Origin of the sequence: Arthrobacter sp. NPDC058130, assembly GCF_042884475.1 — a bacterium.
Lineage (GTDB): Bacteria > Actinomycetota > Actinomycetes > Actinomycetales > Micrococcaceae > Arthrobacter.
The window spans coordinates 1-25,989 of sequence record NZ_JBHVTV010000023.1 but is presented as its reverse complement, the minus strand read 5'-3'; the positions used below and the strand labels follow the sequence as shown (position 1 = coordinate 25,989).

Below are 25,989 nucleotides of genomic sequence, written 5' to 3'. Positions count from 1 at the left end.
CAGCCACTCGGCGGTCTCTTCCGGATCACGATCAGGCAGCTGGTTTGTCAACCCGCTGAGGATATGGGAGGTATCTTCTCCTGCAGCCACGTCCAACCTCTCTTTGAGCGCATCCATCGGCACCCTCAGCTCCGGGCAGGGTGACTGCCTGGGTTGAACGCGACGTGTGCGACATATCGGTTACAACAGCCCGGTCGTATGCGCCGGGCAAGGTCCAATCACGGTACGCCTGCCGGTAATCAGCCGGGCGGTTGCCCACGCAGGCGTAGTCGTCATCAGCCACTCTAGCCGTGCGGGCAGACCGATGCGTAGCCGCCCCATGGACCCGCCGTCGTATTTCACGGGCATACTGGTTGTGTGACGACGGGCTGCCCGGCAGCCTTCGGATCGGCCTGTGTGACGCAGAATATGGCGGATCGCGGGGCCAACAGCTTGAAGCGAGAGCTCAAAGGGTGTTGGCTTGGAGTAATGGAAATCACTAGTGCCATTGAAAACATGAAGCAATTCACAAAGCATAGGAGCAACACGTGAGCGAGGCCGACGCCGCCACTTCGGTAAATGTGGCGGAGAAACTGGGTTTCAAAGACGGGGACCTGATTCAGGAATTCGGTTATGACGACGACGTCGACTTCGACTTGCGTGACGATATCGAAGATCTCACGGGCTCTGAACTCCTCGACGAGGACGATCACGAGGTAGTCGATGCCGCCATTCTCTGGTGGCGGGCAGGCGACGGGGACCTTGTCGACACCCTGGTCGACTCGCTGACCACCCTCACCGAGGGCGGCGTCGTGTGGGTCCTGACGCCCAAGTCGGGCCGCGACGGCTACGTGTCGCCGGCGGACATCCAGGATGCCGCCCCCACCGCGGGACTTCACTACACCACCTCCGCCGGTGTCTCGAAGGACTGGAGCGCCACCCGCCTGGTCACGCGGAAGAACAAGTGACCCAAGCGGTCCAGCACGAGGCAACCGCGGTGTCTGCCGCTGCGCTGCCCGCCGTGACTCCTGTTCCCGGTGCCGTGCCCGGCGTCGGGGACTCCGCACCGGAATTCGAGCTTGTTAATCAATATGGCGAACCGGTGCGCCTCTCGGATTTCCGCGGACGCAATGTTGTAGTTGTCTTTTATCCCTTCGCCTTCTCCGGCATCTGCACCGGGGAACTGTGTGAAATCCGGGACAATCTGGCGCTGTTCGAAGACGCCAATGCTGCCGTGCTGGCAGTCTCGGTGGACAGCAAGTTCGCCCAGCGGGCCTACGCCGAAAAGGAAGGCTACGGCTTCGACCTGCTCGCCGACTTCTGGCCGCACGGCGCCGTGGCCTCGGCATACGGGGTGTTCGACGCCGACAGTGGCATGGCACAGCGCGGCACCTTCATCATCGACGCGGCGGGAATCGTCCGCTACGTCGTGGTGAATCCCCGCGGCCAGGCCCGGGACCTCGGTGAATACCGGGCCGCCCTCGCGGGGCTCGGCGGGAACTGATCCGGTGAGGCAGCGGCGGCCAGGAATCGGTATGACCGGGTTTGCCAGCCTCCCGCCCGCCACGGCCGTCGATCCTGGAGTTAGTTCAGCGCAGCTCCAACAGGGCGAGCTCGGGGTCCTGCAGGACATCCGCGGTCTCCTGACCGGGGGACAGTTCGCCGTACTGACCGGCGCCGGCCTGAGCACGGACTCCGGCATTCCTGACTACCGCGGGCCAGGCGCCGCGCCGCGGGCGCCCATGACGTACCAGGAGTTCATCGGTGAACCGGGGAACCGGCAGCGCTACTGGGCCCGCAACCACATCGGCTGGTCGCACCTGCGCCGGGCGGATCCCAATGACGGCCATGCCGCGGTAGCACGGCTGGAGCACCGGGGCCTGCTCACCGGACTCATCACGCAGAACGTGGACCGCCTCCACGAGGACGCCGGCAGCATTAACGTGGTGGACCTGCACGGGCGGTTCGACCAGGTTGTCTGCCTGGACTGCCACCGGAGGTTCAGCCGCCGGATGCTGGCCGGGATCCTGGAGGAACTCAACCCCGGGTTCCTGGAACGGGCGGAGGCAGCCGGCGCCATTGAAATGGCCCCGGATGCCGACGCCACGGTCGATGACTCCGGACTGATCGGTTCCTTCGTCGTCGCCCGCTGTCCCGCCTGCGGGGGCACCCTGAAACCAGACTTCGTGTACTTCGGCGAAAACGTGCCCAAGGACCGCGTGGAGCGCGCCTATGCCATGGTCGATGCGGCCCGGGCGCTCCTGGTGGCCGGCTCGTCGCTCACCGTGATGAGCGGCCTGCGGTTTGTCCGCCACGCGGCGAAGCAGGGCAAGGCCGTGGTCATCATCAACAGGGGACCGACTCGCGGCGACGACCTCGCCACCATCAAGCTGGATGCCGGCGTCAGCGGTGCCCTGACCTGGCTCGCCGCCGAGCTGCCGCCCCTGTAGGGGACCCTGGCCGATTGGCGCTTGGCCGGTGATATCCGGTACAGTAACTGTTCGTTGGTTGAAGCGCTGAGGCGTGGAAACCGCGGTTTGGGTCTTTAGCTCAGCTGGTAGAGCGCCACGTTTACACCGTGGATGTCATCGGTTCGATCCCGGTAGGACCCACCACAAAAACCCCGTCGTTCCGGACCAAATGGTCCGCAACGACGGGGTTTTGTGCTTCCGGCAGACCCGCTTAGGCGCTTTTCGCCGTCGATTCGTTGGGGCCGCTGATCGGCTCTACGGTTGCTTCCAGGAGGGCATAGGCGTTGGCGAGCCGCTGCACGGCCTGCGACTGGTTGCTCGAAACGCCTACGTTCACGATCGAATCCAGCACAACAGCTTTCGCCTTCTCCAGTTTCTGAGCGTTTGATTCAGCCATCTTGGATTCCCCTTTGGTCTTCCTTCCAGGGCGCCCTGTACGCCCCGGCACGCGTCGAACGTACCATCTGACCCGAAATGTCTGACCTTAGTGACGGGACGTGAAGAGCGGTTTCCACGTCTACAGCACGGTCGTTGCAGAGTAGAGTTAGGTGATTTGTTCAGCACCGACATACCCCTGGGGGACCACCATGTTCTACGGCGTCACACGCTACAGCCTCTTCTCACCCGGATCGCAGTCTTGGAAAACGTCCCGCAGCGGCGCTTTCAAGACCCCAGAGGACTACATGAAGTACCTGTTCTCCGAAGAGCGCCTGCAGTTGCGGGCGGACTTGTTCCTTACGAAGTCCGTTCCGGCACTGGCTGTCATGGCGGAGAACCATGACTACAAGCACTTTGTCATGTATTCCGAACTCCTCCCGGAACGACACAAAGAACTGCTCTTCGCGGCCGCAGCCCTTCATCCGTTCCTGATTCCTGTTGAGTGGAACGATGTAGTCCGTGGCTCGGGAATCGAAGAAGTACGTCCGTTGATCGAGAAGGATCTCGCCGCAAAGTTCAGCTCCGACGACGACGTGCAGCCGGTGGTGTGGTTCCGGGTGGACGACGATGACCTGCTCGCGACAAATTATCTGTCGACCCTCGAAACGTACCGCACACCGAACCACCTTGGGACGGCTATTTCGTTTGGCCTCGGCCTGACCGCCTACAGGGGCGCACACGAACTGGTGAACCTGCGGGAGTGCTACTACCCCAAGTCAGGGGCCGGTATGGCATTTGTGGCACCTTTCGACCCACGAACGGGACGCCTGTCGATTACCACGCCTGGGCCGCATCTTGGCATTGATCGGGTCATGCCGACCATCCTTGACTCCCGGGAGCACATGTTCTTCCTGATCCGCCACAGCGATCAGGACTCTTCATTGAATGAGACCCTGCACGAGCGCGTCGCGGCCTCCCTGGCGCGGCTGGACAAGCTTACAGCCGTGCACGCGGCGGATGTTTCTGCGGAGAAGTGGCCGACCCTGATCGACGATCTTATTGCCGGCGAGCCTGTTCTGCATGAACTGTCGGCGGCCGGTGCCGAGCCCCTGCGCCTGACCGAGGAGACGGCGCTGACTTTTCCGTTGGACGCGGGAATCGAGGCGGGGCTGGTCGAGTTCGAGTTTGAGTTCGAGTCGAAAAGCAGGCTTCAGGGAGGCTTTGGCATGGTCTCGTACGATCTGCACGGCGCGGAGGGCGTCGATCCTGCGGAGCTCGGGCTGCGGAAGAGCTCCACGTTTGGGTGGAGCCGGCAGGTGTGGTCGAAGAGTGCGCGCGGCGTGGTGCGTCAGAGCTTCCTCCTGCCGGAAGGTGTCAGCATCTCCGGCATCACGCTGAGGGGCAAGAACCGCCAGCCGGCAGACGTATTCATCCGCCTGCGCCAGCCCAGGGTCGTGGCGGTACACGCCGCGGGGTAAAGGTTGGGGCCCGACGCCCGTCCCGGGACGCTGGTCCCGGGGCCGGCACGGGACTGGGGTGGGACCGGGGCAGAAACTGCAGCGCCGGTCCGGGACCCGTAGATGTCAGTGCTCCGAAAATGTCAGTGCTCCGCCCTAGTGTGACGGACATGGAGCACGTGATGGTGAAGACGGGCCCGGACGGGCGGCCCCTGGCGGTGGTCCGCGGCGGCAGGGAGTGGCTGATCGGGGCCGAGCCGGTGCGCTGGTTCGAGCGCGTCAGCTGGTGGGAGGCCGAGCGGCGGATGCCCAAGGGCCTGAGCCGCGTGGACGTCGAGGTCTGGCAGGTCCAGGCAAGGCTCGGCCGTAACCGCGGTTCGGCCCTCACTACGATGGAATTGATCCGGGACGGACTCGGCGGCGGGTGGCGGCTTCGGGATGCGGTCGCGGACGCCGCATAAGGAGCCGTCTGGCACCCATCGGCGGGCCCCGCCGGCTCCTGATGGTGCTCACGGACGCCGGCTCTAACCGGCGTCGGAAAACCGGGCATTGGAAAAGCCTTCCACCGCGACTATTGGGGGATGCCGCGGTGGAAGGCTTGTAATGAATATACCGTGAACGGTTGGAAATGTGAAACACCGCCAGGGTCTCCGTGCGGCATAATTACGCCAGTCGATGGCCTAATCAGGGCCGGCGGATACCTGCCGCCTAGGATGTTTTTCATGACCGCCACGAATGCCCGCCGAATCGCCAGAGTGCGCCCCGTTTCCACCGCCGCCGAGGATGAACACTTCTTCGTATCCAACGACGCACCGGACTTTGAGAGCGCGGCCGGCAAGGTGTGGACGGTGACCTCCACCCCGTTCCCCGGGTCTCCGGCCAACGCCGGCAGCCCGCACCGCAGCGGCTGGGAACTCGGGGCCGACGTGGATGAGGCATCGTTCACGTTCCTCTCACCCAGCGTCCCGGCAAACGTCCTGGGCATGGCCCACAACACCGGCCGCGCGGGCCGCGACCTGCCGCCGCAGGCCTTCCACAAGGCGACCACCAGCGTGGTGGGCCCGGGGGACGCAATCGAACTGCGGCCGGGCGTGGGCCGCGTCGAGCCGGAGGCCGAACTGACAATCGTCGTCGGGAGCAAGGCCCGCGGCCTCACGCCCGGCAACGCCAGAAGCGCAATTCTGGGCTACACCATTGGAAACGACGTCTCCGCCAGGGACCTGCAGGCCTCCGATGAGCTGTGGATCAGCGCCAAGAGCCAGGACACATTCACGCCCGTGGGGCCATGGATCGTCACGGACCTGGCGGATGAAGACCTGGCAATCGGCATCAAGCACAACGGAGCCCAGCTGAAGGCGGCCAGTTCAGCCGACCTCGGCTGGAAAGTGGACGAGATCCTCATTTACCTGACCTCGTTCATGACGCTGCACGCCGGCGACCTGGTGCTGACCGGATTCCCGGCCGAGTGCGCGCCCCTCGCTGCCGGCGACACCGTCACGTGCCACATTGCCCGCATCGGCGAACTCACGAATCCCGTGGTGGCCGCCCACTGACGGCGGCGGCCTCCAGCGACGAGCCCCGGCGTGCGGGCAACGGACCCACGTGCCCGGCCGGGTCGGACGGGCAGTGCATTATGATGGTTAGTGTTCAGCTGACTGGACGGCATTTGAACGAGTGGCGCGGCGACTTGCGCGCGATACCTGAAGGAGAATCATGGCCGATTCCCGAGCTTCCCGAACCTCCGACGGATTGGGGAGCGCGTCACCCGCACCGGCTGTCACCCGCGCCGCCGCCGTGCTGGACGCCCTGGCCGCATCCGCGACAGGACGCCTCACGCTCAGTGATCTGTCCAGGGAGCTGGGAATCCCTAAGTCCTCAACGTCCAACCTCCTCCTCGCCCTCGAGGAGGCCCGGCTGATCAACCGCCAGGGCGCGGACTTCACTCTCGGGCGCAAACTGGTTGAGCTTGGTGCGGCGTACCTGAGCCGCCTCGACGAGGTCCAGGAGTTCTACCGGTTTTGTGAACAGGCTCCGACGCTGTCGGGCGAGACAGTCCGCATCGCCATGCTGGACGGAACAAATGTCATCTATCTCGCCCGCTACGAAGGGCACCCCGCGGTACGCCTGACGTCCAACATCGGCGACAAGATGCCGGTGTCCCTCTGCGCCGTGGGTAAGGCCCTGATAGCCCGACTGCATGACCACGACGTCGACGACATGTTTCCGGACGACGCCGAGCTGCCGGTCCTGACGCCGAAGTCGCTGCGCACGGGAGCCGAACTCAAGGCGCAGCTTGAGGTCATCCGGTCGCAGGGCTACGCCTTCGAGGACGAGGAATCCACCACGGGCGTTGTGTGCCTTGCCGTGGCCGTCCCGACGCGCGGTGCACACGGCCCCAGCCTTGGTCTCTCGGTCACGGCGCTCAAGGCGACCTACTCGGACGAGCAGGGCGCCATGATGGTCAAGGAACTCAGGGACCTCGCCCGGTCACTCGGCAACCCCATGGGCTAGCAACCCCAGGGAATTCGCGGCTCCGTTCCAGGCGCCCACAAAATAATCCGATTACTCATTGGCTAGTCGATCACTATGCTGTACGCTGTTCAGCATAGTGATCGACTCCTCGAGGGGTTGCTCACATCCCACCAGGCCAACGGGGTTCTGGAGTGTTCTTGAGGGAGTGCTTGTGACAACTCGTACTAATACACCGCTGGCTGACGCGGACGGCGCCGTCGTCGATCCGGAACAGCTGCGACGGGCAACGCTTGCCAGCTCTGTGGGCTCCGCTCTGGAGTACTACGACTTTTACATCTACGGCCTGGCCTCGGCCCTGATCTTCGGCCCGCTGTTCTTCGCGCCGCTCGGCGAGGACGGCGCCCTGATCGCCTCCTTCGCCACGTACGGCGTCGGTTTCGCGGCCCGGCCCTTTGGCGGAATGGTCTTCGGCTACATCGGTGACCGGTTCGGCCGCAAAATGGTCCTGATCCTCACCATCGGCCTGATGGGGACCGCCAGCTTCGCCATCGGCCTTCTGCCGACCTACGAACAGGCAGGCATGGTGGGCGCCGTGCTCCTGGTGTTCCTGCGCATCTGCCAGGGGCTGGGCGCCGGTGCCGAACAGGCCGGCGCCACCACGCTGATTTCGGAGGTCGCACCGCGCCGCCGTCGTGGTTTCTTCGCCTCTCTTCCCTTCGTCGGCATCCAGCTGGGCACCCTGCTCGGCGCCGGAACGTTTGCCCTCATTGCCATGGCTGACAAGGCCGCCCTGCAGGGGTGGCTGTGGCGGGTGCCCTTCCTGGCCAGCGTGTTCCTGATTTTGGTGGCCCTCTTCATCCGGCTCCGGCTGAAGGAAACGCCGGTGTTCCAGGAGCTGGAGAAGCACAAGAATGTGGTCAAGAACCCCATTGGCCAGCTGTGGAAGCACTCCAAGAAGAACGTGCTGATCGGCATCGGCCTGCGCATGGGTGAGAACGGCAATTCCTCGATCTACTCCGCCCTGCTGGTCGCCTTCCTGGCGGCCAAGGACGGCGTCTTCCCCGGCGACAAGTTCATCGGCCCGGTCGGCCTGCTCATTGCCGCAGGGTTCGCAGCCGTCATGGTGATCACGTTCGGCGCGCTGTCCGACAGGTTCGGCCGCGTGCCCGTCTACCGCTACGGTGCGCTCTTCCAGGCGCTCATCGCGCTGCCGGCGTTCTACCTGGTGTCACTGGGCAACGTCACGCTCGTCTGGGTTGTCATGGTGGTGGGCATCGCCCTGGGCGTCCAGTCCATGCTCGGCCCCCAGTGCCCGCTGCTGCCCGAACTCTTCGGCTCGCAGTACCGCTTCACCGGTGTGGCCATGAGCCGCGAATTCTCGGCAGTCCTGGCCGGCGGACTTGTCCCGCTGGTAGGCGCCGCGCTGCTGGCCGCCACGGACCACTCCTGGCTGGTGCTCGCCATCTACTCGCTGGTGCTCGCACTGATCTCGTTCGTCACGACGTTCTTCACACCCGAGACGGTGGGACGCGACCTCGTCCTCATTGAGGACGCCCGCTAGGTTCACCCGAGCAGATCCACAGGCCGCGGCCCCTTCCTGACGGGAAGGGGCCGCGGCCTTTTGCGACGCGGAGAGTGCGTGTCGACGCGGGACGGTGCCTGTCCACGCGGAACGTGGGTGGCGCTGCGGGCAGTGCCCGGCGGTGCGGGGAGGGCGCGCCGCGAAGGAGTGCACTCACGCAAAGGGCGGCCCCTCCGCTTCCGGAGGGGCCGCCCTTGGGTACTGCTGGGGGTAGCGGTGCGGACTAGTGGCCTAGTAGAAGTGCACCGTGTCCACGAGGTGGGGGAGTTCGCCGCCGTCGAGGTAGGTCCGCAGGTTGCTGGCGAAGCGTTCGGCGATCAGCCGGTTTTCGGCGGCGCTGAGGGCCGAGGTGTGCGGGGAGACCATTACCTTGGGGTGGGACCACAGCGGGCTGTCCTGCGGCAGCGGCTCCACGGCAAACACGTCCAGGCAGGCGTAGGAGACCTGGCCGTTCTCGAGCGCTTCCAAGAGTGCCTCTTCGTCCACCACGGTGCCGCGGCCGACGTTCACAAAGACGGTCCCGGGCTTCATGGCAGCGAAGACCTCGCGGCCGAAGAGCTTTTCGGTGTACGGCGTGCCGGGAAGGGTATTGACGACGGCGTCTGCCGCGGCCAGCAGGCCAGGCAGGCCGTCGTTGTCCGTGACCTCCTCGATCCCGTCGATGGGCTCCACGGTCCGCTTGGTGCCGCTGATACTCATGCCCAGGGCGCGGGCGATCCGTGCCGTCTCGAGCCCGATCTCGCCCAGCCCGGTGACCACCAGACGGGAGCCGTTGACCAGACGGGTGGGGGTGCGGAGCTCGGGCCAGACCTTGGCCGCCTGGTCCTGTGCCAGCTCGGCGCTGCGCTTGAAGCCGTTGAGGATGCCGAAGACGGCGAACTCGGCGAGCGGCAGGGCATGCACGCCGGCCGAAGTGGTGACCTTGAACTTCTGCAGCGTCTCGGCGTCCAGCCCCGATGCCTTCACGGCACCGCCGGCGCCGGCCGCCATGGCGTGGATCCACTCAAGCCGGGGATTGCTGCCTGCGATCCGGGCAAGGCCCGCCGGGCTTTCGTTGGGGAGCCCATACAGCACCTGGGCCTTGTTGAGCATGTCCCAGTAGCGTTCTTCCTGCTCCGGCGTCCGGCGGAAGTCCGGATCTCCCGAGTGGTCTGCGGGAAAGCGTTCCGGCGGCAGGAGGTCGGGTTCGTAGAGGACAGTCACGGACGGATCTACGGCGCGGATGCGTTCCACAAGCTCTGCTTCGAGCGGGACGGCGATCGCGACGGTGGTTTTGGTCGTCATAGTGTTCATCATACTGAATGGAGGCTAGAATGCTGAACAGATTTCAAAGATTTACCACGACGAAGTGAGGCAGCATGGAGATGGACCGCAAGGAAGCCGGCTTTGTCGGCCTGGGACTGATGGGCGCGCCAATGGCCGCCAACCTGCTCGCGGCAGGATGGGCCGTCACTGCCTGGAACCGCTCGGCACCGGCATTGGATGCCTTCGAGGCCCTCGGCGGATCCCGCGTGGCCGCCGTCGAGGGGCTTCGCGACCAACCGGTGATTGTCTTCATGCTCCCGGACCTGGCCGACATTGAGGATGCGAGCGTCGCTCTCCTGGCCGGCTGGGCCGCCAAGCCGCCCACCCCCGGTACGACCGTGGTGGTCATGAGCAGCGTCTCGCCCTCTGCGGTCAAGGAATTCGGGAAGCGGGTCGCCGAGGCGAGCGGCGGCAACGCCGTCGTCGTCGATGCGCCGGTCAGCGGCGGGACGAAAGGCGCGGCGGAGGGAACCCTCGCCATCATGGCCGGCGCCACCGAAGCAGACTTCCGGCGGCTCCTGCCGCTCTTCAACGCAATGGGCAGCACCGTGCGCCGGCTGGGTCCGCTGGGCTCGGGGTCGCTCGCCAAGGCATGCAACCAGCTGATCGTGGGAAGCACGACGGCGGCGCTCGCCGAGGCCGCCGAGCTCGCCGAACGCTCCGGCATGGACGTCGCCGCCCTCTACGAGGTGCTCGCGGGCGGCCTGGCCGGCAGCCGGGTCCTCGATGTCGTGGGCCCGAGGCTCGCCGCGAAGGACTACGAACCCACCGGGCCCGCCAAGTTCATGCACAAGGACCTGTCCTTCGTGCTCGAAAGCGCCGACGCCGTCGGTGCGGCCGTCCCGATGGCCTCCGCCGGCGTCGAGCTCTACGCGGAGCTGAAGCGCCAGGGACTGGGGGACAGGGACCTCGCCGTCGTACGGCAAACCATCTCCAATCTCAGCGGCATGGCCAGATGCAACACAACAGACAACACACCAGCCAAGACCAATTGAGGATCAGCGAATCATGAGTGGACTTTTTGACCTGACGGGGCGGGTGGCCCTGGTGACCGGTTCCAGCCGGGGGATCGGCAATGCCCTGGCCCGGGCGCTGGCCGACGCGGGCGCGACGGTGGTGCTCAACGGCATCAACCCGGAGCGGCTCAAGGCTGCCGAGGCGGCGATGGCCGCGGACTACCCGCCGGGCCGGGTGCATGGCTGCGCGTTCGACGTCACCAGCGATACCGGGGCGGCGCGGGGGATCGCGTGGGTGGAGGAGAATGTGGGGCCGCTGGAGATCCTGGTGAACAACGCCGGCATCCAGCACCGGGTCCCGATGCTGGAGCTGGATGTGGCGGACTGGGAGCGGGTGATCTCCACGGATTTGACCAGCGCGTTCCTGGTCGGGCGGGAGGCGGCCCGGCACATGATTCCGCGCGGCCGGGGCAAGATCATCAACATCTGCTCGGTCCAGACCGACCTGGCCCGGCCCACGATCGCCCCGTACATTGCGGCCAAGGGCGGGCTGCGGAACCTCACCCGGGCCATGACCGCCGAGTGGGCCGGGGCCGGGCTGCAGATCAACGGGATCGCGCCGGGCTATATCCATACCGAGATGACCCAGAACCTGGTCGATGACGAGGCGTTCAATGCCTGGATCCTGGGCCGGACCCCGGCGCACCGGTGGGGGACCGTGCAGGACCTGGCCGGCCCGGCGGTGTGGCTGGCCTCGGACGGGTCGAACTTCGTCAACGGCCAGACGATCTTCATCGACGGCGGAATGACGGTGGTGGTCTGATGTCCGGCACCACAGCACTGCCCGAATCAGCACTGCCCGAGCCTGTGCTGCCGGTTCCGGTGCTGCCGGTTGCGGGCCTGGCGGTGGTGGCCCACGCCGCGGGCGATCTGCGGATCGAGGAGGTGCCGCTGCCGGCGCCCGCCCCGGAGGAGGCCGTCATCGAGGTGGCCTACGGCGGCATCTGCGGCTCGGACCTGCACTACTGGCTGCACGGCGCGGCGGGGGAGTCCATCCTGAGGGCGCCGCTGGTGCTCGGGCACGAGATTTCCGGCACCGTGGTCCGGGCCGCGGCGGACGGCACCGGTCCCGCGGCCGGCACGGCCGTTGCGGCCCATCCGGCCACGCCGGGCCCGGGCGCGGCGCGCTATCCGGCGGACCGGCCCAACCTGTCACCGGGCTGCACGTACCTGGGCAGCGCGGCCCGCTTCCCGCACACCGACGGCGCGTTCAGCCGGTACGTGACCCTGCCGGCGCGGATGCTCCGGCCGCTGCCCGAAACCATTGGCCTGCGCACCGCGGCGCTGATCGAGCCGGCCAGCGTCGCCTGGCACGCGGTCTCCCGGGCCGGGGACGTGGCCGGCAAGACCGCGCTCGTGATCGGCAGCGGCCCCATCGGCGCCCTCGCGGTCGCGGTCCTCAAACGTGCCGGCGCGGCCCGGATCGTCGCGGTGGACATGCACGCCAGGCCGCTGGAAATCGCCGCGGCCGTGGGAGCCGACGCCGTCCTCAAGGCGGACGATGCGGAGGCGATCGCCGCCGTCGAGGCCGACGTCGTGATCGAATCCTCCGGCAACCACCACGGCCTGGCCTCGGCCATCCAGGGCGCGACCCGCGGCGGCACCGTCGTCATGGTGGGCCTGCTGCCCACCGGCCCCCAGCCGGTCCTGATCTCCCTGGCCATCACGCGCGAACTCGACCTCAAGGGCTCCTTCCGCTTCAACGACGAAATCAACGACGTCATCGCCGCCCTGGCCGACGGCTCCCTGCAGATCGATCCCGTCATCACCCACGAGTTCCCCGTGGAACAGGCCCTGGAAGCCTTCGAGGTTGCCAGGAACTCGGCGGTGTCCGGAAAGGTCCTGCTGGACTTCAGGCCGACCCCGGCGTGAGGCGCGCCACCGTGAAGCGCGCCGCCGTGAAGCGCGCCGGCGGTGCGCTAGTGGCGCTCGAGCGGGACAAACACCCGAGGCTGGTTCTTCCAGCTGGGCTCCATCTCGGAGATGGTCTCGCGCATGATCCGGTTCGAGGCCTCGCGGGCGGCGGCGGCCTCCCCGGCGGCGATGGCTTCGGCGACGTCCACGTGCCACTGCAGCGCCGTCTCCCGCGGATGGTCCGGCATCAGCCCATGGATGGTGCGGCCGGTCAGGGTCTCGGTGACCTGGCCCACCATGTTGGCGAACATCTCGTTGCCGGAGCCGGTCAGCAGCAGGGAATGGAACAGGATGTCCAGTTCCAGGAACCGGGGAACGTCACCGGCCTTACCGGCGTCGCGCATGGCATGCGAGATTTCCACGAGCTCCCGGCGGAGTTCCTCGGGGGCGTTGGCGGCTGCCAGCTCGGCGGCCACCGGTTCGACGGCGGTGCGGAGCTCGGCCAGGGAGCGCAGCTGGGCGCCGCGGCCTTCTCCGGCCAGACGCCAGCGGATCACGAGCGGATCGAAGGGGTTCCACCGGTTGGAGGGCAGCACGCGGATGCCGACGCGCTTGATGGTCTCCACCAGGCCCAGGGACTGGAGGACCCGGACCGCCTCCCGGACCACCGAGCGGGAAACCTTAAGTTCGTCCTCGAGGTGCTCGGCAAGCATGACGTGCCCGGCCGGAAGTTCGCCCGCCACGATCCGGGTGCCGAGGTGCTCGATGGCACGATGATGGAGGCTCGTTGACATAGTCGTAAGCATAATGCTGCAAGCCCCGCCCGGGCCGAGCGGCGGGCCGGGCGCAGGTGATCATAGACTGTTTGTGACGCACAGTATTCCGCTACGTGGGCGCTGCTTTCCCGCAGCCCGCGGAAATACATATGGTTTATGGACAGCCACAAAAATCCCCAAGGGCGGGTCCGCCCTCTGCGGCGCACCTTCCCGAGTCCTAGATGAACGTCGCACATGAATCGCCGTGCATACATGGTGAACAGAAATGAATTGGAGTTTTTGATGTCAGCACACATCGGTGTTACCGGCCTCGCGGTGATGGGGGCCAACCTCGCACGCAACCTGGCCCGGAACGGCTTCACCGTTGCCCTGCACAACCGGTCCGTGGAGAAGACAGACGCGCTGCTCGCAAAGCACGGCGACGAGGGCGACTTCGTCCGCACGGAGACCCTCCAGGAACTCGTTGATTCGCTGGAGAAGCCGCGCCGCGTGCTGATCATGGTCAAGGCCGGCAAGCCGGTCGATTCCGTGATTGAGCAGCTCGAACCGCTCCTGGAGGCGGGCGACATCATCATCGACGCCGGCAACTCGCACTACGAGGACACCCGCCGCCGCGAGGCCGCGCTCGCCAAGAAGGACCTGCACTTCGTCGGCATCGGCGTCTCCGGCGGTGAGGAAGGCGCCCTCAACGGCCCCTCGATCATGCCCGGCGGCTCCAAGGAGTCCTACGACGCCCTCGGCCCGCTGCTGGAAAAGATCGCCGCCCACGTCGACGGCCAGCCCTGCTGCGCCTGGATCGGCACCGACGGCGCCGGCCACTTCGTCAAGATGGTCCACAACGGCATCGAATACGCCGACATGCAGGTCATCGGCGAAGCCTTCGACCTTCTGCGCTCCGGCGCCGGGATCGAACCGGCCGACCAGGCCAAGATCTTTGAAGAGTGGAACAAGGGCGACCTCGCCTCCTTCCTGATCGAAATCTCCGCCGAGGTCCTCGGCCACGTCGATGCCAAGACCGGCAAGCCGTTCGTCGACGTCGTGGTGGATGCTGCCGGCCAGAAGGGCACCGGGCGCTGGACCGTCATCTCCGCGCTCGAACTCGGCTCCCCGACGTCGGGCATCGCCGAGTCCGTCTTCGCCCGCGCCCTGTCCTCACAGGCGGAGCAGCGCGTGCTGGCCCAGGAACTGCTGGCCGGCGGCGAGGCCGCCGTCGAGGTTCCCGAAAGCTTCGTCGAGGACGTCCGCCAGGCGCTCTACGCCTCCAAGCTGGTTTCCTACGCCCAGGGGCTGGACATGCTCACCTCCGCGGCCAAGGAATACGGCTGGGACCTGAAGCTGGATGAAATCGCCTCGCTGTGGCGCGGCGGCTGCATCATCCGGGCAGAACTGCTCAAGGAGATCACCAAGGCCTACGCCGCGGCGGAGAAGCCGGCCAACCTGCTCTTCGCTCCGGCATTCACCAAGGCGATCGCCGACGTCCTCCCGGCCTGGCGCCGCGTGGTGTCCACCGCGGTGCAGCTCGGCATCCCGGTGCCGGTGTTCTCCTCCTCGCTGGCCTACTACGACGGCCTGCGCCGCAAGCGCCTGCCGGCCGCCGTGATCCAGGGCCAGCGCGACCTCTTCGGTGCGCACACCTACGGCCGCGTCGACGCCGAGGGCACTTTCCACACCCTCTGGGGCGAGGACAAGTCTGAGATCGAGGCAGTGGACACGCACTAGTCCGCACCGCGAACGGCCGGCGCTTCCCGATACTCTGGGAGGCGCCGGCCGTTCGTGTTTCCGCACCGCTTCCGCCCCAGGAGTTCAGCGTCAAGTTCAGCACGCAAGGAGATCTGCCCATGCCCCAGCCCGTAGCGTTTGTCACCGGTGCGTCCACCGGGATCGGCTTCGAAACCGCGAGGAAGCTGGCCGCGGCCGGCTTCACGGTCTACGCCGGGGCCCGGCGGGTGGAGAAAATGGAGCCGCTGAAAGCTTCCGGCGTCAACGTGGTGGCCCTGGACGTGACGGATGAGGAGTCGATGAGCACCGCCGTCGGGAAAGTGCTGGCCGCGCACGGCCGCATCGACGTCCTGGTCAACAACGCCGGCTACGGGACGTACGGGTCGCTCGAGGAAGTGGAGCTGGCCGAGGGGCGGCGGCAGTTCGACGTCAACGTCTTCGGCCTCGCCCGCATGACCCAGCTCGTGATCCCCGCCATGCGGGACGCGCGGGCGGGCAGGATCATCAACATCTCATCGATCGGCGGCAAGATGTACGAGCCGCTGGGCGCCTGGTACCACGCGACGAAGTTTGCAGTGGAGGGCCTGAGCGATTCGCTGCGGCTCGAACTCAAGCCGCACGGCATCGACGTGGCCATCATCGAGCCGGCCGGGACGCAGTCGGAGTGGGGCACCATTGCGGCCCAGGGTTTGCTGGCCAGCTCCGGGCACGGCCCCTACGCCGCCCAGGCCAAGGTGGTCGCGGCCGCGCTGGCTACGACGGACAATGCCGCGACCTCGGCGCGGCCGGAACTGGCCGCCGAGGCCATCCTGCACGCGGCCACCGCACGGCGGCCCAAGACGCGGTATCCGGTGGGACCGAGCGCCCGGGGGATCCTGCTGCTGCGCCACCTGCTGCCGGACCGGGCGTTCGACGCCGTCCTCTGGAACATCTACAAGCGGTTCCCCGGATAGCGGCAGGCCGCGCCTGCCGCCGGCGCCGGGTCAGCGCTGGACCAGACCCGGCCTAGATGTGGTAGTCGATCAGGTATTCGGCCGGGTCGACGGCGGGTTTGGTCTCGCGCTGCGCGTCGCGGTGCCGCCAGGTGGCCGGCACGCCGGTGACGATTGATTCGGCCGGGGCGTCCTTGACCACCACGGCGTTGGCGCCGACGGCGCTGTCCCGTCCGATGGTGATGGGGCCCAGGATCTTGGCCCCGGCACCGATCACTACGCGGTCCTCGATGGTGGGGTGGCGTTTGATTTTGGCGAGCGAACGGCCGCCGAGGGTCACGCCGTGGTAGATCATGACGTCCTCGCCGATCTCGGCGGTCTCACCGATGACCACGCCCATGCCGTGGTCGATGAAGAAGCGCCGGCCGATCGTCGCGCCGGGGTGGATCTCGATCCCGGTGAGGAACCGGGCGAGCTGGGAGATGAGCCGGGCCGGGAACCGCAGGGCCGGGTTCTGCCACAGCCGGTGCGTCAGGCGGTGGAACCAGATCGCGTGCAGGCCGGAATAGGCGAAGAAGTTCTCGAAAGAACCTCGAGCCGCCGGGTCGTGGGACCGGGCGGCGTCGAGGTCTTCCTTCAGTCTTGCGAAGAAGCTCACAAAGACCTTTCTGGGGAATCGAGGGACAGCGGCAGTGACTTAGCCGCGGATGTCGTCGTACAGCACGGTGGAGATGTAGCGCTCACCGAAGTCGCAAACCACAGCAACAATGAGTTTACCGGCGTTCTCGGGGCGCTTGGCGAGCTCCAGGGCGGCCCAGACGATCGCGCCGGAGGAGATGCCGCCCAGGATGCCTTCCTTGATGCCGAGTTCGCGGGCGACCCGGACGGAGTCTTCCAGCGTGGCGTCGATGACCTCGTCGTAGACGTTGGTGTCCAGGATTTCCGGGACGAAGTTCGCGCCGAGGCCCTGGATCTTGTGCGGGCCCGGGGCGCCGCCGTTGAGGATGGCGGAGTCCTTCGGCTCGACGGCGATGATCTGGACGTCCGGCTTGCGTTCTTTCAGAACCTGTCCGACGCCGGTGACGGTGCCGCCGGTGCCGACGCCGGCGACGAAGATGTCCACCTTGCCGTCGGTGTCAGCCCAGACTTCCTCGGCCGTGGTACGGCGGTGGACCTCAGGGTTGGCCTCGTTGGCGAACTGCCGGGCCCAGATGGAGTTCTCCGTGTTGGCCACGATCTCCTGGGCCTTCTCCACGGCTCCGCGCATGCCCTCGGAGCCGGGGGTCAGGACGATCTCGGCGCCGTAGGCGCGCAGCATGACCCGGCGCTCGGTGGACATGGTTTCCGGCATGGTCAGGATGACCTTGTAGCCGCGGGCCGCGCCCACCATGGCCAGGGCGATTCCGGTGTTGCCGGAGGTGCCTTCGACAATGGTGCCGCCGGGCTTGAGGGCACCGGACTTCTCGGCGGCGTCAATGATGGCGACGCCGATCCGGTCCTTGACGCTGTTGGCCGGGTTGTAGAACTCCAGCTTGACGGCCACGGTGGCGTCAAGGCCTTCGGTCAGCCGGTTCAGCCGGACCAGCGGAGTTCCGCCCACCAGCTGGGTTACATCGTCATAGATCGGTGCCATGTATGTATGCCTGTCTTTGAAGAGGGTTGACTGAGGTCAGCCTAACGAGCGCGTACAGGGCCTAGCTAAGCATTAAGCCACGCAGAGTAATATTTCCTCGCCTTGGCCAGCTTCGGGTTGATGATGACCTGGCAGTAGCCCTCCTCGGGATACTTGGCGAAGAAGTCCTGGTGGATTTCCTCGGCCACATGGAACTGCGGCAGCCTGCTGACCTCCGTGACGATCGGGTGCCGCCACAGGGCCTGGTTCCGCTCGATGGCCTCTTCGAACAGGATCTTTTCCTCGGTGGTCTCGTAGAACATCGAGGAACGGTACTGGGTCCCGACGTCGTAACCCTGCCGGTTCAGGGTGGTGGGGTCATGGAGGACGAAGAACATGTCCAGGATGACTTCGGCGGGGATGACGTCCTCGTCGAACGTCACCGCCACCACCTCGGCGTGGCCCGTGGTCCCGGAGCACACAGAATAATAGTCGGGGTTTCGGTCATGGCCTCCGGTGTAGCCCGAGACGACCGAACTGACACCCTTGGTTTTCTGGTAGACGGCGTCGAGGCACCAAAAGCAGCCTCCGCCGAGGACAAAAGTTCTCATGACCTCTTCAATGGTTCGGCGGTCCAGATGATTCCCCACCCACCTTACGAGACCCTTACGAGTGACAGGGCCGCCCGCGGATAGGGTAAAAATGGGGGTATGGAACCTGTGAACACCGATGTTTCAGCGGAGTCCGACGGCGCTGCTGCCGCCGTCGACGGCGCTACCGGCCCCGGCGAGGCCCCCGGCGCCGCGACGCTGGGCATGATCCAGCTGGCGGTGGAGGAGCTCTGGCCTGAATCTTTGGCCGAGGACTGGGACGAGGTGGGCCTCGTGGCGGGCCACCCGAACGCCGAGGTGCACAGGGTCATGTTCGCCGTTGATCCGACCACCGACGTGATCGAGGAAGCCATTGACTTCGGCGCCGAGCTGCTCATCACGCACCATCCGCTGCTGCTCAGGGGCGTGACGTCCGTCGCCGCGAACACGGCCAAGGGCAAGGCCGTGCACCGCCTCATCGAGTCCGGGACCGCGCTGATGACCGTGCACACCAACGGGGACTCCGCCGTCGGGGGAGTCTCCGACGTCCTGGCCGATGCGCTGGGCCTGCAGAACGTGGCCCCGCTGACGCCCGCCGCGAACGGGCTCCCCGAGGAAGGCATCGGCCGGGTCGGCGACCTCGAGGAGGTCCTGACGCTGGGTGATTTCGCTGCCCGCGTGTTCGGCATCCTGCCCTCGGTGGCCGGCGGCGTCCGGGTATCGGGTGACCGGGACGGGCTGGTCCGCCGGGTGGCTGTCTGCGGCGGCGCCGGCGATTCCCTCTTCGGCGAGGTGCGGGCCAGCAACGCGGACGTCTACGTGACGGCGGACCTGCGGCACCACCCGGCGTCGGAAGCCCGGGAGGCGGCGGTCAACGACCGGCCCTACCTGATCGATGTGTCCCACTTCGCCAGCGAGTGGCTGTGGCTGCCCGCCGCCGCCGAAGCGCTGGGCAACGTGCTCACCGACCAGGGCCACGACGTCGAGATCCGGGTCAGCACCACAAACAGTGATCCGTGGGACTTCATTCTGACTCCGGGCTAAGCCTGGCGTGCGAGGGGCCCCGGGCGAGCGTAGCGAGGCTGGGGAGCACGTTAGGCGCTAGAGTCTAGGGAGCGCCGAGACGGTGCCCGGCTCCGGCCGGATTGGATTTAGCGGAGGTAAATAGTGGCCAAGGCAGCACCGGCGGATCAGTTGAAGTTGCTCGAATTGCAGGGACTCGATGCCAAGCTCAAGTCCTTGTCCAACCGCCGGCGAAGCCTTGAAAGTGACTCCCGGATCACCGATCTCGAAGCGGCTCTCGGTGTGGCCAACGGTGAACTCGGTGCCGCGAAGGTGGCCGTCCACGACGCCGAGCTCGAGCTCAAGCGCTCAGAGGCCGACGTCGAGCAGGTTGCCTCCCGGATCGAACGCGACGAGGCGAGGCTCAACAGCGGAACGGGCCTGTCCAAGGACCTCGTTGCCCTGCAGCGCGACCTCGTGTCCCTGAACAAGCGCCGCTCGGACCTCGAAGACGTCGAGCTCGAGGTCCTCGAACGGCTCGATTCGCTCCGGGCCCGCCAGAGCGCCCAGCAGCAGATCGTGGACGACATCCAGGGCTCCTTCGGCTCCATCCGCGCCGAGCTGGACGAGCAGCTGGCCGAGATCGCCGCCGAGGCCACCGTGGTGCGCGGGCAGCGTGCCGAGTTCGCCGCCACCCTCGACGCCGGCATGCTGGCCATTTACGAGAAGACGCTGGCCAAGCGCGGCGTCGGCGCTGCCCGGCTCTTCCACGGCACCTCAGAAGGCTCCGGCATGCACCTGAGCCCGGGCGACCTCGCGGAGATCAAGGCCGCGGCCGAGGACGACATCGTCTTCTGCCCGGATTCCGGCTGCATCCTGGTCCGCTCCGCCGAGTGGGGCTGACCACCCAACTGACTAGCAGCAGGGGCCGTTCTGAGCACTCAGAACGGCCCCTGCTGTCAGCTAGTTGGGAAGTGCAGCTAGTTGGACAGGATGATGTTGAGTGCGTGCGGCTTCCGGGCCGTGCCCTCGACGAGTTCGGCAACCCATTTCTCGGCCGCCGCCTTCTGCAGCTGTGCCGGGGTCCGGGGCGCCTTGCCCCTGCGGGTGAGCAAGTGCCGCGCCAGCTCGCCCCGGGTGTGCTTGGCAAAATGGCTGACCACCTTGCGCACGCCGGCGGTCTCGGTGAAGACGTTCACGGCCACCGTCTGTTCCGGCGGGGGAGCCCAGGCCGCGGCATAGGTGCTGGACCTGCAGTCCACCAGCAGCTCGCCCGCGGCGGCCGCCGCCAGCGCGTCATCCAGTTGCGGCTTCCAGAACGAGGCAAGCCGCCCGACGTCGGGCAGCGAGATCCCCATCGACAGCCGGTAGGCGGGCACACGGTCGGCGAAGCGGATGGCGCCCCACAGGGCGGAAACCACCAGCACCGACGCGTCGGCCTTCTTCCGCTGCGCCGGGGTCAGGGAGTCGTAACCGAGGGCGTCAAAGAGCACCCCGGAATAGACCTGGTGGGCCGGGGCGGCAGGTTCCGCGTGCAGGCGGGTGTTGCGTTCGACGTCGGCACTCAGCGATGCGCCGACGCCCAGCAGCGCCAGGGCGTCCTCGTGGGCGCTGACGGTGCCGAGCGCGTCCAGGACCCTGGCCCGGGAGCTGTTGAGGGCGGGAAAGCTCAAGGCGGTCCAGTCGGCGGCGTTCCCGCGCGTCGCGGGAGTCTTGCCCTCGGAGGGCGGCAACAGAATTAGCACCGTACGATCTTACCGACCTTGCCCGCGCCGGCTTCAGGCGAGGTTGTAGCCCAGGAAGGACACCACCTCGGGCAGGACGGACCGCCAGTAGCTGTAGTCGTGGCCGCCGGGCCGGAAACCACCCTCGACCTCGCCCGGGAGCGCCGCCAGATACTGACGGACGGTGGCGGCGAGCTCGTCCCCGGTGCCGCAGTCGATCCGTTTGGGCAGCGCCGCCAGACGGGGCCGGAGGGCGAAGGCATCGTGCGCCGCGAAGTCGGCCGGGCTGTCGAACGCGGTTCCCTGGCGTGGGTCGTAGTGGTCCCAGACCGCCGGGCTCATGGCCGCGACGGCGCGGACTCCGGGCAGCCGGCCCTGCGAGGCGAGCAGGAGGGAACCGAAGCCTCCCATGGACAGGCCAAAGAGGCCGATCCTGCCCAGGTCGTAGCCCTGGCCGCCCAAGAACGGAACAAATTCCTTCACCAGCATCGACTGGGTGTCGCTGCCGTCGGCGCGGGGATGCCACCACGTGTTTCCGCCGTCCACGGCAGCGATCGCGAAGGGCGCGCCGCCGGCGTCGAGGTGCCGTTGGAGGGCCTCATGGGCGGCCAGATCCTCCAGCAGGACGGTGTGGCTGCCGTTGAGGCCGTGGAGAAATACCGCCACGGGCAATTCGGGCTGCGTAGCGCCGGGCGGCAATTCGGGGGCGGCCAGCGACCAGTGGCTGGCGATCCCGGGGCGGAAAGCCGAGACGAACGAGCCTGAGCTGGTCCGGACTGTCAGCGGGGCGGCGGGCGCCGGGACCGCCGTCGCTGTTGCCGTCGCTGTTGCCGTCGCCGGCGGGGTGGCCGGTACTGGCGGAGAGGTTTCGGCGGGCGCGAGGCTGGCAGTGCAGGCCGTGAGCGCGGACGCGCCCAGGCCGATTCCCGCCAGCTCAAGCAGGCGTCGCCGGGTCAGGGCGGACTTGTCCATCCCTCGATAATAGGCCCGCGGGCATGGCCCGGCCCGGCCGTGTCACCGGGGGCGCCCGCGCTGACCGTAGAATGGACTGCGGATGGGTTGACCAGGCGGCCGCGCGTCACGCAAGTGGCTCGAGGAACGTCCGGGCTCCGCAGAGCAGGGTGGTGGGTAACGCCCACTCGGGGTAACCCGCAGGCCAGTGCCACAGAGAACAGACCGCCTGCATGCGGCGTGTGCTTGCACAGGCCGCAGGGCAGGTAAGGGTGAAACGGTGGTGTAAGAGACCACCAGCTTCCCGGGTGACCGGGAAGGCTAGGTAAACCCCACCCGGAGCAAGGCCAGACAGGGCACGTTTGAGGGCTGCTCGCCCGAGTGTCCGGGTAGGCTGCTGGAGGGCGTCGGCAACGGCGTCCGTAGATGGATGGCCGCTACTCCCGCGCCGGCAACAGCGCGGGAACACAGAACCCGGCGTATCGGTCAACCCATCCATCCACTCCGCCGGGAAGTCCAGCCCTGCCGGCAGGATTCGGCCGTCACAGGTTCCCGGCCGGGGGTCGCGTGGCTCCAGGGTTGCAAGCTTGGGAAAACCTTGAGGCATGGTTGACATCACCCCGGCAGGACCCGAGACTTCAAGGAACGCTCCAAGGGGCGGTGGTTTCGGCGATGGTTGAGGAGTCATAGTGCCGGACGATGCAGAGTACGACTATGTGATCGCCGGGGGCGGTACGAGCGGAAGCGTTCTTGCCGGGAGATTAAGTGAAGACCCGGCAGTTCGCGTGCTGCTGCTCGAGGCTGGCCGGTCCGACCGCCATCCGTTCATTCATATGCCTGCGGGCTTCCCAAGGCTCAAGGGCGGCCCGTATCAGTGGGCCTACAACAGCGTTCCGCAAAAACACAGCAATGGCCGCAGCATCGCGCTTCCTCAGGGCCGGGGACTCGGCGGCGGCGGCTCCATCAACTCGCAGGTCTTCACGCGGGGCGTGGACGAGGACTACGACGGGTGGGTCGCGGACTACGGTTGCGATGGCTGGTCCGCCGCTGAGGTGTCCAGGTATTTTGTCCGCTCGGAGTGCAACTCCAGACTCTCAGGACCCCACCACGGAACCCAGGGGCCGCTTGGTGTCTCGGATCCCCGGCGTCCGCACACGCTCTCGGCGGCGTTCGTGCAGGCCGGCCAGGAGTTCGGGTTGCCGTACAACAGCGATTTCAACGGCGCCGAACAGCACGGCGTCGGTTTCTACCAGACCACCACGAAGAACGGTCGCCGGTGCAGTGCGGCCGTGGCCTACCTCAAACCCGCGCGCAAGCGCCGCAATCTCACGGTCCGCGTCAACGTGACCGTCGCCAAAGTGGTCATCAGGCACGGCCGTGCCGTCGGCGTGCAGACAGTCGAAGACGGCGTGGCGAGAATCTACGGCGCACGGCGGGAGGTCATTGTCGCCAGCGGTGCGTTTGGATCTCCGAAACTGCTGCAGCTTTCAGGCATCGGCGACCCGGCGGACCTCGCTGCCGCCGGGATCGACGTCCTCCATGCCCTCACGGGCGTCGGGAAGAACCTCCAGGATCACCTGGACCTGGACGTCATCTACGAACTCACCGACGGCCTCAGCCTGGACCGGTTCAACCGCGTGCGCCCGGCGACGGTCCTGGCCGGCCTCGAGTACCTGGCTTTCCGCTCGGGACCGTTCGCGTCCAACCTTGTCGAGGCCGGCGGCTTCAGCTACGCCAACAAGGATGAAAAGACCCCGGACCTGCAGTTCCACTTCCTGCCGGCCGCGCGGTCAGAGCCGGGCATAGCGTCGCTGCAGCCCGGGTTCGGCATGACGCTGAACTCCTATTTCCTGCGCCCCCGTAGCAGGGGGACAGTGCGGGTCGCATCCTCAGACCCCACACAGGCGCCGCTCATCGATCCGAATTTCCTCGCGGACGACTATGACCTGGAGATGACGATCGCCGGCGTGCAACAGAGCCGCCAGATCATGGAGCAGACATCGATCGCAGCCTTCATCAAAAGAGAGCACATCGGTGACGGCTCACGGGTGAGGACCCGCGACGAGTACGTGAAGTTCGTGCGCTCCTACGGACGGACCTCCTACCATCCGGTCGGCACCTGTGCGATGGGAACCTCTGATGATTCCGTGGTCTCGCCGCGGCTGAAGGTCCACGGGCTCGAGGGGCTGCGCGTGGTTGACTCCTCGATCATGCCGCGCCTGATCAGTGCCAACACGCAGGCGCCGACCATCATGATCGCGGAAAAAGCCGTCGACATGATCCTGGAGGACGCAGCCAGGCTGGCGCCCGGAGTGAGTGGTCTGGCCGGCTCCTGTATGTCCCCGGACGGTGTGTGAGTCATTTCACGCGCAACAGGGCACCGGAGCATGCCGGGCCGCCCGTAGAATTGATGGTGAACGTAGAAGTTCTGCCGTCGGGTCTGCGTTCGCAGCCGGCGGATTTTCTTTGCGCTCGATGAGGCGCCCGGGGTGGACCGAATCCCCGCCGGCGCCCGGTACCGGACACCCTCCGGCGGCCGACTTCCCCCTACGAGGACGTAGGGGGTGGATTCTAGGAAGGTAGTTCTGTGAGCCAGACGTCAGATTCTTGTCTTGATACGTGGATGGGCCGCGAGGCACTCGCCGAGGCCATGATCCCCGTGATCGGCCGGCTGTACCGCGAGAACAACGTGGTGACCTCCATCCACGGACGCAGCCTGATCAACAAGTCCACCATGAATATCCTCAAGGCCCACCGCTTCGCCCGCCGGATGAGCAAGGAAGAACTGCGCCTCGAGGAGACGGCCCCGCTGCTGGAGGCCCTCACCAAGCTGGACCTCGGCGCCGCGGCGATCGACGTCGCCCGCCTCACCGAGAAGTACCGCGCAGAGGGCGAAGGCGTGAGCCTGGATGAGTTCCTCCGCGCCGAACTGGCCGAAGTGGTCGGCAAGCGCGGCGGCGATGACCGCACCAGCACCGACGTCGTCCTCTACGGCTTCGGCCGCATCGGCCGCCTGCTGGCGCGCCTGCTGATCGAAAAGGCCGGCGGCGGCCACGGCCTGCGCCTGCGCGCCATCGTGGTGCGCCGCGGCTCGGACAACGACCTCGCCAAGCGCGCCAGCCTGCTGCGCCGCGACTCCGTCCACGGCTCCTTCGAAGGCACCATCAAGGTGGACCTCGAAAACGACACCATCACCGCCAACGGCGTCCAGATCCAGGTCATCTACTCGGACAACCCCGCCACGATCGACTACACCGCGTACGGCATCCACGATGCGCTCGTGGTGGACAACACCGGCCGCTGGCGCGACGCTGAAGGCCTGGGCCAGCACCTGCAGAGCAAGGGCGTCTCCCGCGTGCTGCTGACCGCCCCGGGCAAGGGTGAGCTGAAGAACATCGTGCACGGCATCAACCACGCCACCATCACCGACTCGGACACCATCGTCTCGGCGGCCTCCTGCACCACCAACGCCATCACCCCGGTCCTGAAGGCGATCAACGACCGCTACGGCGTAGTCCACGGGCACGTCGAGACGGTGCACTCCTTCACCAACGACCAGAACCTGATCGACAACTTCCACAAGGGCGACCGACGCGGCCGCTCCGCCGCGCTGAACATGGTCATCACCGAAACCGGTGCCGCCAAGGCCGTCGCGAAGGCCCTGCCCGAACTGCTGGGCAAGCTCACCGGCAGCTCCATCCGCGTTCCTACCCCGGATGTGTCCCTGGCCATCCTGAACCTGAACCTGGAGAACGGCACCACCAAGGACGAAGTCAACGACTACCTGCGGGAACTGTCCCTGCACTCGGAGTTCCGAAAGCAGATCGACTACATCGACTCGCCCGAGGTGGTCTCCACCGACTTCGTGGGCTCCCGTCGCGCCGGCATTGTGGACGGCCTGGCCACGATCTCCAACGAGAAGAACTTGGTGCTTTACGTCTGGTACGACAACGAGTTCGGCTACAGCTGCCAGGTGGTCCGCGTCATGGAGGAAATGGCCGGGGTCAACCCGCCGTCGTTCCCCGCCAAGGACGCTGCCTCCATCCTCGAGGCCGCCGGGCTGCCCGTCGAGGTCTAGCTGTACTAACCCGGTTGGTTGGTGACGCGGCTGGCGGGTGAGGCGCCTTTGAGGGCGGTGTGGGGCCTGTGGTGATTGTAGTGCTCGATGA

The 25,989-nt window shown here is 66.8% G+C and carries 25 protein-coding genes, 1 tRNA gene and 1 other RNA gene; 19 read left to right on the top strand and 8 right to left on the bottom strand.

Translation table 11 applies throughout. The features are described from left to right. The first annotated feature begins 527 nt into the window (after positions 1-527). The 4 genes from ACFVTM_RS22645 (at position 528) to ACFVTM_RS22630 (ending at position 2,594) form a co-directional block, all read left to right on the top strand. Positions 528-947 carry a DUF3052 domain-containing protein gene (locus tag ACFVTM_RS22645; RefSeq protein WP_018773429.1) on the top strand — a complete coding sequence of 140 codons (420 nt, stop codon included), beginning with the start codon at positions 528-530 and terminating at the stop codon, positions 945-947. 44 nt (positions 948-991) lie between these two features. Further along, positions 992-1,483: a peroxiredoxin gene (locus ACFVTM_RS22640; protein WP_390206440.1), complete on the top strand. Its 492-nt coding sequence runs from the start codon at positions 992-994 to the stop codon at positions 1,481-1,483. A gap of 31 nt (positions 1,484-1,514) precedes the next feature. Continuing rightward, a complete protein-coding gene (locus ACFVTM_RS22635) occupies positions 1,515-2,429 on the top strand; it encodes an NAD-dependent protein deacetylase (protein ID WP_390206436.1) in 915 nt (304 codons plus the stop codon). A gap of 89 nt (positions 2,430-2,518) precedes the next feature. Continuing rightward, positions 2,519-2,594: transfer RNA gene (locus ACFVTM_RS22630), tRNA-Val, on the top strand. Positions 2,595-2,661: 67 nt separating this feature from the next. On the opposite strand, the gene ACFVTM_RS22625 is transcribed toward ACFVTM_RS22630, so the two are convergent. Next, entirely contained in the window at positions 2,662-2,847 is a 186-nt protein-coding gene (locus ACFVTM_RS22625; RefSeq protein ID WP_390206434.1) for a hypothetical protein, read from the bottom strand. 190 nt (positions 2,848-3,037) lie between these two features. Here ACFVTM_RS22625 and ACFVTM_RS22620 point away from each other — a divergent pair, with 190 nt between their 5' ends. The 5 genes from ACFVTM_RS22620 to ACFVTM_RS22600 all read left to right on the top strand — a co-directional run bounded on the left by ACFVTM_RS22620 (position 3,038) and on the right by ACFVTM_RS22600 (position 8,318). Next, entirely contained in the window at positions 3,038-4,306 is a 1,269-nt protein-coding gene (locus tag ACFVTM_RS22620; protein WP_390206432.1) for a glycosyltransferase, read from the top strand. A 149-nt stretch (positions 4,307-4,455) separates the two neighbouring features. Continuing rightward, positions 4,456-4,746: a hypothetical protein gene (locus tag ACFVTM_RS22615; RefSeq protein ID WP_390206438.1), complete on the top strand. Its 291-nt coding sequence runs from the start codon at positions 4,456-4,458 to the stop codon at positions 4,744-4,746. Positions 4,747-5,007: 261 nt separating this feature from the next. Further along, positions 5,008-5,838 carry a fumarylacetoacetate hydrolase family protein gene (locus ACFVTM_RS22610; protein WP_390206431.1) on the top strand — a complete coding sequence of 277 codons (831 nt, stop codon included), beginning with the start codon at positions 5,008-5,010 and terminating at the stop codon, positions 5,836-5,838. 160 nt (positions 5,839-5,998) lie between these two features. Beyond that, complete coding sequence (locus ACFVTM_RS22605) at positions 5,999-6,796, top strand: IclR family transcriptional regulator (RefSeq protein ID WP_390206429.1); 798 nt, start codon at positions 5,999-6,001, stop codon at positions 6,794-6,796. Between the two features lie 166 nt (positions 6,797-6,962). Beyond that, positions 6,963-8,318, top strand: a complete 1,356-nt coding sequence (locus tag ACFVTM_RS22600) for an MFS transporter (protein WP_390206427.1) — start codon at positions 6,963-6,965, stop codon at positions 8,316-8,318. A gap of 252 nt (positions 8,319-8,570) precedes the next feature. On the opposite strand, the gene ACFVTM_RS22595 is transcribed toward ACFVTM_RS22600, so the two are convergent. After that, complete coding sequence (locus tag ACFVTM_RS22595; RefSeq protein ID WP_390206426.1) at positions 8,571-9,635, bottom strand: D-2-hydroxyacid dehydrogenase; 1,065 nt, start codon at positions 9,633-9,635, stop codon at positions 8,571-8,573. A gap of 68 nt (positions 9,636-9,703) precedes the next feature. On the opposite strand from ACFVTM_RS22595, the gene ACFVTM_RS22590 reads away from it, so the two are divergent. The 3 genes from ACFVTM_RS22590 to ACFVTM_RS22580 are packed head-to-tail and all read left to right on the top strand — an operon-like array spanning position 9,704 to position 12,532. Beyond that, entirely contained in the window at positions 9,704-10,639 is a 936-nt protein-coding gene (locus ACFVTM_RS22590) for an NAD(P)-dependent oxidoreductase (protein WP_390206425.1), read from the top strand. A gap of 13 nt (positions 10,640-10,652) precedes the next feature. Then, positions 10,653-11,423 (top strand): SDR family oxidoreductase, encoded by a 771-nt coding sequence (locus tag ACFVTM_RS22585; protein WP_390206424.1) that lies wholly within the window; start codon positions 10,653-10,655, stop codon positions 11,421-11,423. After that, positions 11,423-12,532, top strand: a complete 1,110-nt coding sequence (locus ACFVTM_RS22580; RefSeq protein ID WP_390206423.1) for an L-idonate 5-dehydrogenase — start codon at positions 11,423-11,425, stop codon at positions 12,530-12,532. The genes ACFVTM_RS22585 and ACFVTM_RS22580 overlap by 1 nt, the downstream gene beginning before the upstream one ends. A gap of 47 nt (positions 12,533-12,579) precedes the next feature. On the opposite strand, the gene ACFVTM_RS22575 is transcribed toward ACFVTM_RS22580, so the two are convergent. Continuing rightward, positions 12,580-13,308 (bottom strand): FadR/GntR family transcriptional regulator, encoded by a 729-nt coding sequence (locus tag ACFVTM_RS22575; protein ID WP_390206422.1) that lies wholly within the window; start codon positions 13,306-13,308, stop codon positions 12,580-12,582. Between the two features lie 264 nt (positions 13,309-13,572). Here ACFVTM_RS22575 and gndA point away from each other — a divergent pair, with 264 nt between their 5' ends. Together gndA and ACFVTM_RS22565 are read left to right on the top strand one after the other, a co-directional pair. Further along, the gene (gene gndA / locus ACFVTM_RS22570) at positions 13,573-15,009 is read left to right on the top strand and encodes an NADP-dependent phosphogluconate dehydrogenase (RefSeq protein WP_390206420.1); all 1,437 of its coding nucleotides are present in this window, start codon (positions 13,573-13,575) and stop codon (positions 15,007-15,009) included. A 119-nt stretch (positions 15,010-15,128) separates the two neighbouring features. After that, positions 15,129-15,962, top strand: a complete 834-nt coding sequence (locus ACFVTM_RS22565; RefSeq protein WP_390206419.1) for an oxidoreductase — start codon at positions 15,129-15,131, stop codon at positions 15,960-15,962. Positions 15,963-16,014: 52 nt separating this feature from the next. On the opposite strand, the gene epsC is transcribed toward ACFVTM_RS22565, so the two are convergent. From epsC to msrA, 3 genes are all read right to left on the bottom strand, one after another. Further along, positions 16,015-16,599: a serine O-acetyltransferase EpsC gene (epsC, locus tag ACFVTM_RS22560; protein WP_229994476.1), complete on the bottom strand. Its 585-nt coding sequence runs from the start codon at positions 16,597-16,599 to the stop codon at positions 16,015-16,017. Between the two features lie 39 nt (positions 16,600-16,638). Further along, positions 16,639-17,574: a cysteine synthase A gene (cysK, locus tag ACFVTM_RS22555; protein ID WP_390206417.1), complete on the bottom strand. Its 936-nt coding sequence runs from the start codon at positions 17,572-17,574 to the stop codon at positions 16,639-16,641. A gap of 65 nt (positions 17,575-17,639) precedes the next feature. Continuing rightward, positions 17,640-18,164, bottom strand: coding sequence for a peptide-methionine (S)-S-oxide reductase MsrA (gene msrA, locus ACFVTM_RS22550; RefSeq protein ID WP_390206415.1), 525 nt, complete (start codon positions 18,162-18,164; stop codon positions 17,640-17,642). A gap of 99 nt (positions 18,165-18,263) precedes the next feature. Here msrA and ACFVTM_RS22545 point away from each other — a divergent pair, with 99 nt between their 5' ends. Continuing rightward, positions 18,264-19,187, top strand: coding sequence for a Nif3-like dinuclear metal center hexameric protein (locus ACFVTM_RS22545; RefSeq protein ID WP_390206413.1), 924 nt, complete (start codon positions 18,264-18,266; stop codon positions 19,185-19,187). Between the two features lie 123 nt (positions 19,188-19,310). Further along, a complete protein-coding gene (locus tag ACFVTM_RS22540; protein ID WP_390206411.1) occupies positions 19,311-20,048 on the top strand; it encodes a zinc ribbon domain-containing protein in 738 nt (245 codons plus the stop codon). Positions 20,049-20,125: 77 nt separating this feature from the next. On the opposite strand, the gene ACFVTM_RS22535 is transcribed toward ACFVTM_RS22540, so the two are convergent. Together ACFVTM_RS22535 and ACFVTM_RS22530 are read right to left on the bottom strand one after the other, a co-directional pair. Further along, positions 20,126-20,890, bottom strand: a complete 765-nt coding sequence (locus ACFVTM_RS22535; RefSeq protein ID WP_390206409.1) for a YaaA family protein — start codon at positions 20,888-20,890, stop codon at positions 20,126-20,128. Positions 20,891-20,923: 33 nt separating this feature from the next. Then, complete coding sequence (locus tag ACFVTM_RS22530; protein WP_390206408.1) at positions 20,924-21,841, bottom strand: alpha/beta hydrolase; 918 nt, start codon at positions 21,839-21,841, stop codon at positions 20,924-20,926. Between the two features lie 83 nt (positions 21,842-21,924). Here ACFVTM_RS22530 and rnpB point away from each other — a divergent pair. From rnpB to ACFVTM_RS22515, 3 genes are all read left to right on the top strand, one after another. Next, positions 21,925-22,318: RNase P RNA component class A (gene rnpB, locus ACFVTM_RS22525), an RNA gene on the top strand. 191 nt (positions 22,319-22,509) lie between these two features. Beyond that, positions 22,510-24,177 carry a GMC family oxidoreductase gene (locus ACFVTM_RS22520; RefSeq protein ID WP_390206406.1) on the top strand — a complete coding sequence of 556 codons (1,668 nt, stop codon included), beginning with the start codon at positions 22,510-22,512 and terminating at the stop codon, positions 24,175-24,177. Positions 24,178-24,407: 230 nt separating this feature from the next. Next, positions 24,408-25,898 (top strand): glyceraldehyde-3-phosphate dehydrogenase, encoded by a 1,491-nt coding sequence (locus ACFVTM_RS22515; protein ID WP_390206405.1) that lies wholly within the window; start codon positions 24,408-24,410, stop codon positions 25,896-25,898. Positions 25,899-25,989 lie beyond the last annotated feature (91 nt).

Coding starts and splice junctions, on each gene's coding strand:
- ACFVTM_RS22620 (WP_390206432.1), top strand. CDS start 3,038: ATGTTCTACGGCGTCACACGCTACAGCCTCTTCTCACCCGGATCGCAG.
- ACFVTM_RS22615 (WP_390206438.1), top strand. CDS start 4,456: ATGGAGCACGTGATGGTGAAGACGGGCCCGGACGGGCGGCCCCTGGCG.
- ACFVTM_RS22585 (WP_390206424.1), top strand. CDS start 10,653: ATGAGTGGACTTTTTGACCTGACGGGGCGGGTGGCCCTGGTGACCGGT.
- ACFVTM_RS22635 (WP_390206436.1), top strand. CDS start 1,515: ATGACCGGGTTTGCCAGCCTCCCGCCCGCCACGGCCGTCGATCCTGGA.
- cysK (WP_390206417.1), bottom strand. CDS start 17,574: ATGGCACCGATCTATGACGATGTAACCCAGCTGGTGGGCGGAACTCCG.
- ACFVTM_RS22580 (WP_390206423.1), top strand. CDS start 11,423: ATGTCCGGCACCACAGCACTGCCCGAATCAGCACTGCCCGAGCCTGTG.
- ACFVTM_RS22605 (WP_390206429.1), top strand. CDS start 5,999: ATGGCCGATTCCCGAGCTTCCCGAACCTCCGACGGATTGGGGAGCGCG.
- ACFVTM_RS22565 (WP_390206419.1), top strand. CDS start 15,129: ATGCCCCAGCCCGTAGCGTTTGTCACCGGTGCGTCCACCGGGATCGGC.
- ACFVTM_RS22575 (WP_390206422.1), bottom strand. CDS start 13,308: ATGTCAACGAGCCTCCATCATCGTGCCATCGAGCACCTCGGCACCCGG.
- msrA (WP_390206415.1), bottom strand. CDS start 18,164: ATGAGAACTTTTGTCCTCGGCGGAGGCTGCTTTTGGTGCCTCGACGCC.
- ACFVTM_RS22610 (WP_390206431.1), top strand. CDS start 5,008: ATGACCGCCACGAATGCCCGCCGAATCGCCAGAGTGCGCCCCGTTTCC.
- gndA (WP_390206420.1), top strand. CDS start 13,573: ATGTCAGCACACATCGGTGTTACCGGCCTCGCGGTGATGGGGGCCAAC.
- ACFVTM_RS22530 (WP_390206408.1), bottom strand. CDS start 21,841: ATGGACAAGTCCGCCCTGACCCGGCGACGCCTGCTTGAGCTGGCGGGA.
- ACFVTM_RS22545 (WP_390206413.1), top strand. CDS start 18,264: ATGGAACCTGTGAACACCGATGTTTCAGCGGAGTCCGACGGCGCTGCT.
- ACFVTM_RS22590 (WP_390206425.1), top strand. CDS start 9,704: ATGGACCGCAAGGAAGCCGGCTTTGTCGGCCTGGGACTGATGGGCGCG.
- ACFVTM_RS22625 (WP_390206434.1), bottom strand. CDS start 2,847: ATGGCTGAATCAAACGCTCAGAAACTGGAGAAGGCGAAAGCTGTTGTG.
- ACFVTM_RS22595 (WP_390206426.1), bottom strand. CDS start 9,635: ATGATGAACACTATGACGACCAAAACCACCGTCGCGATCGCCGTCCCG.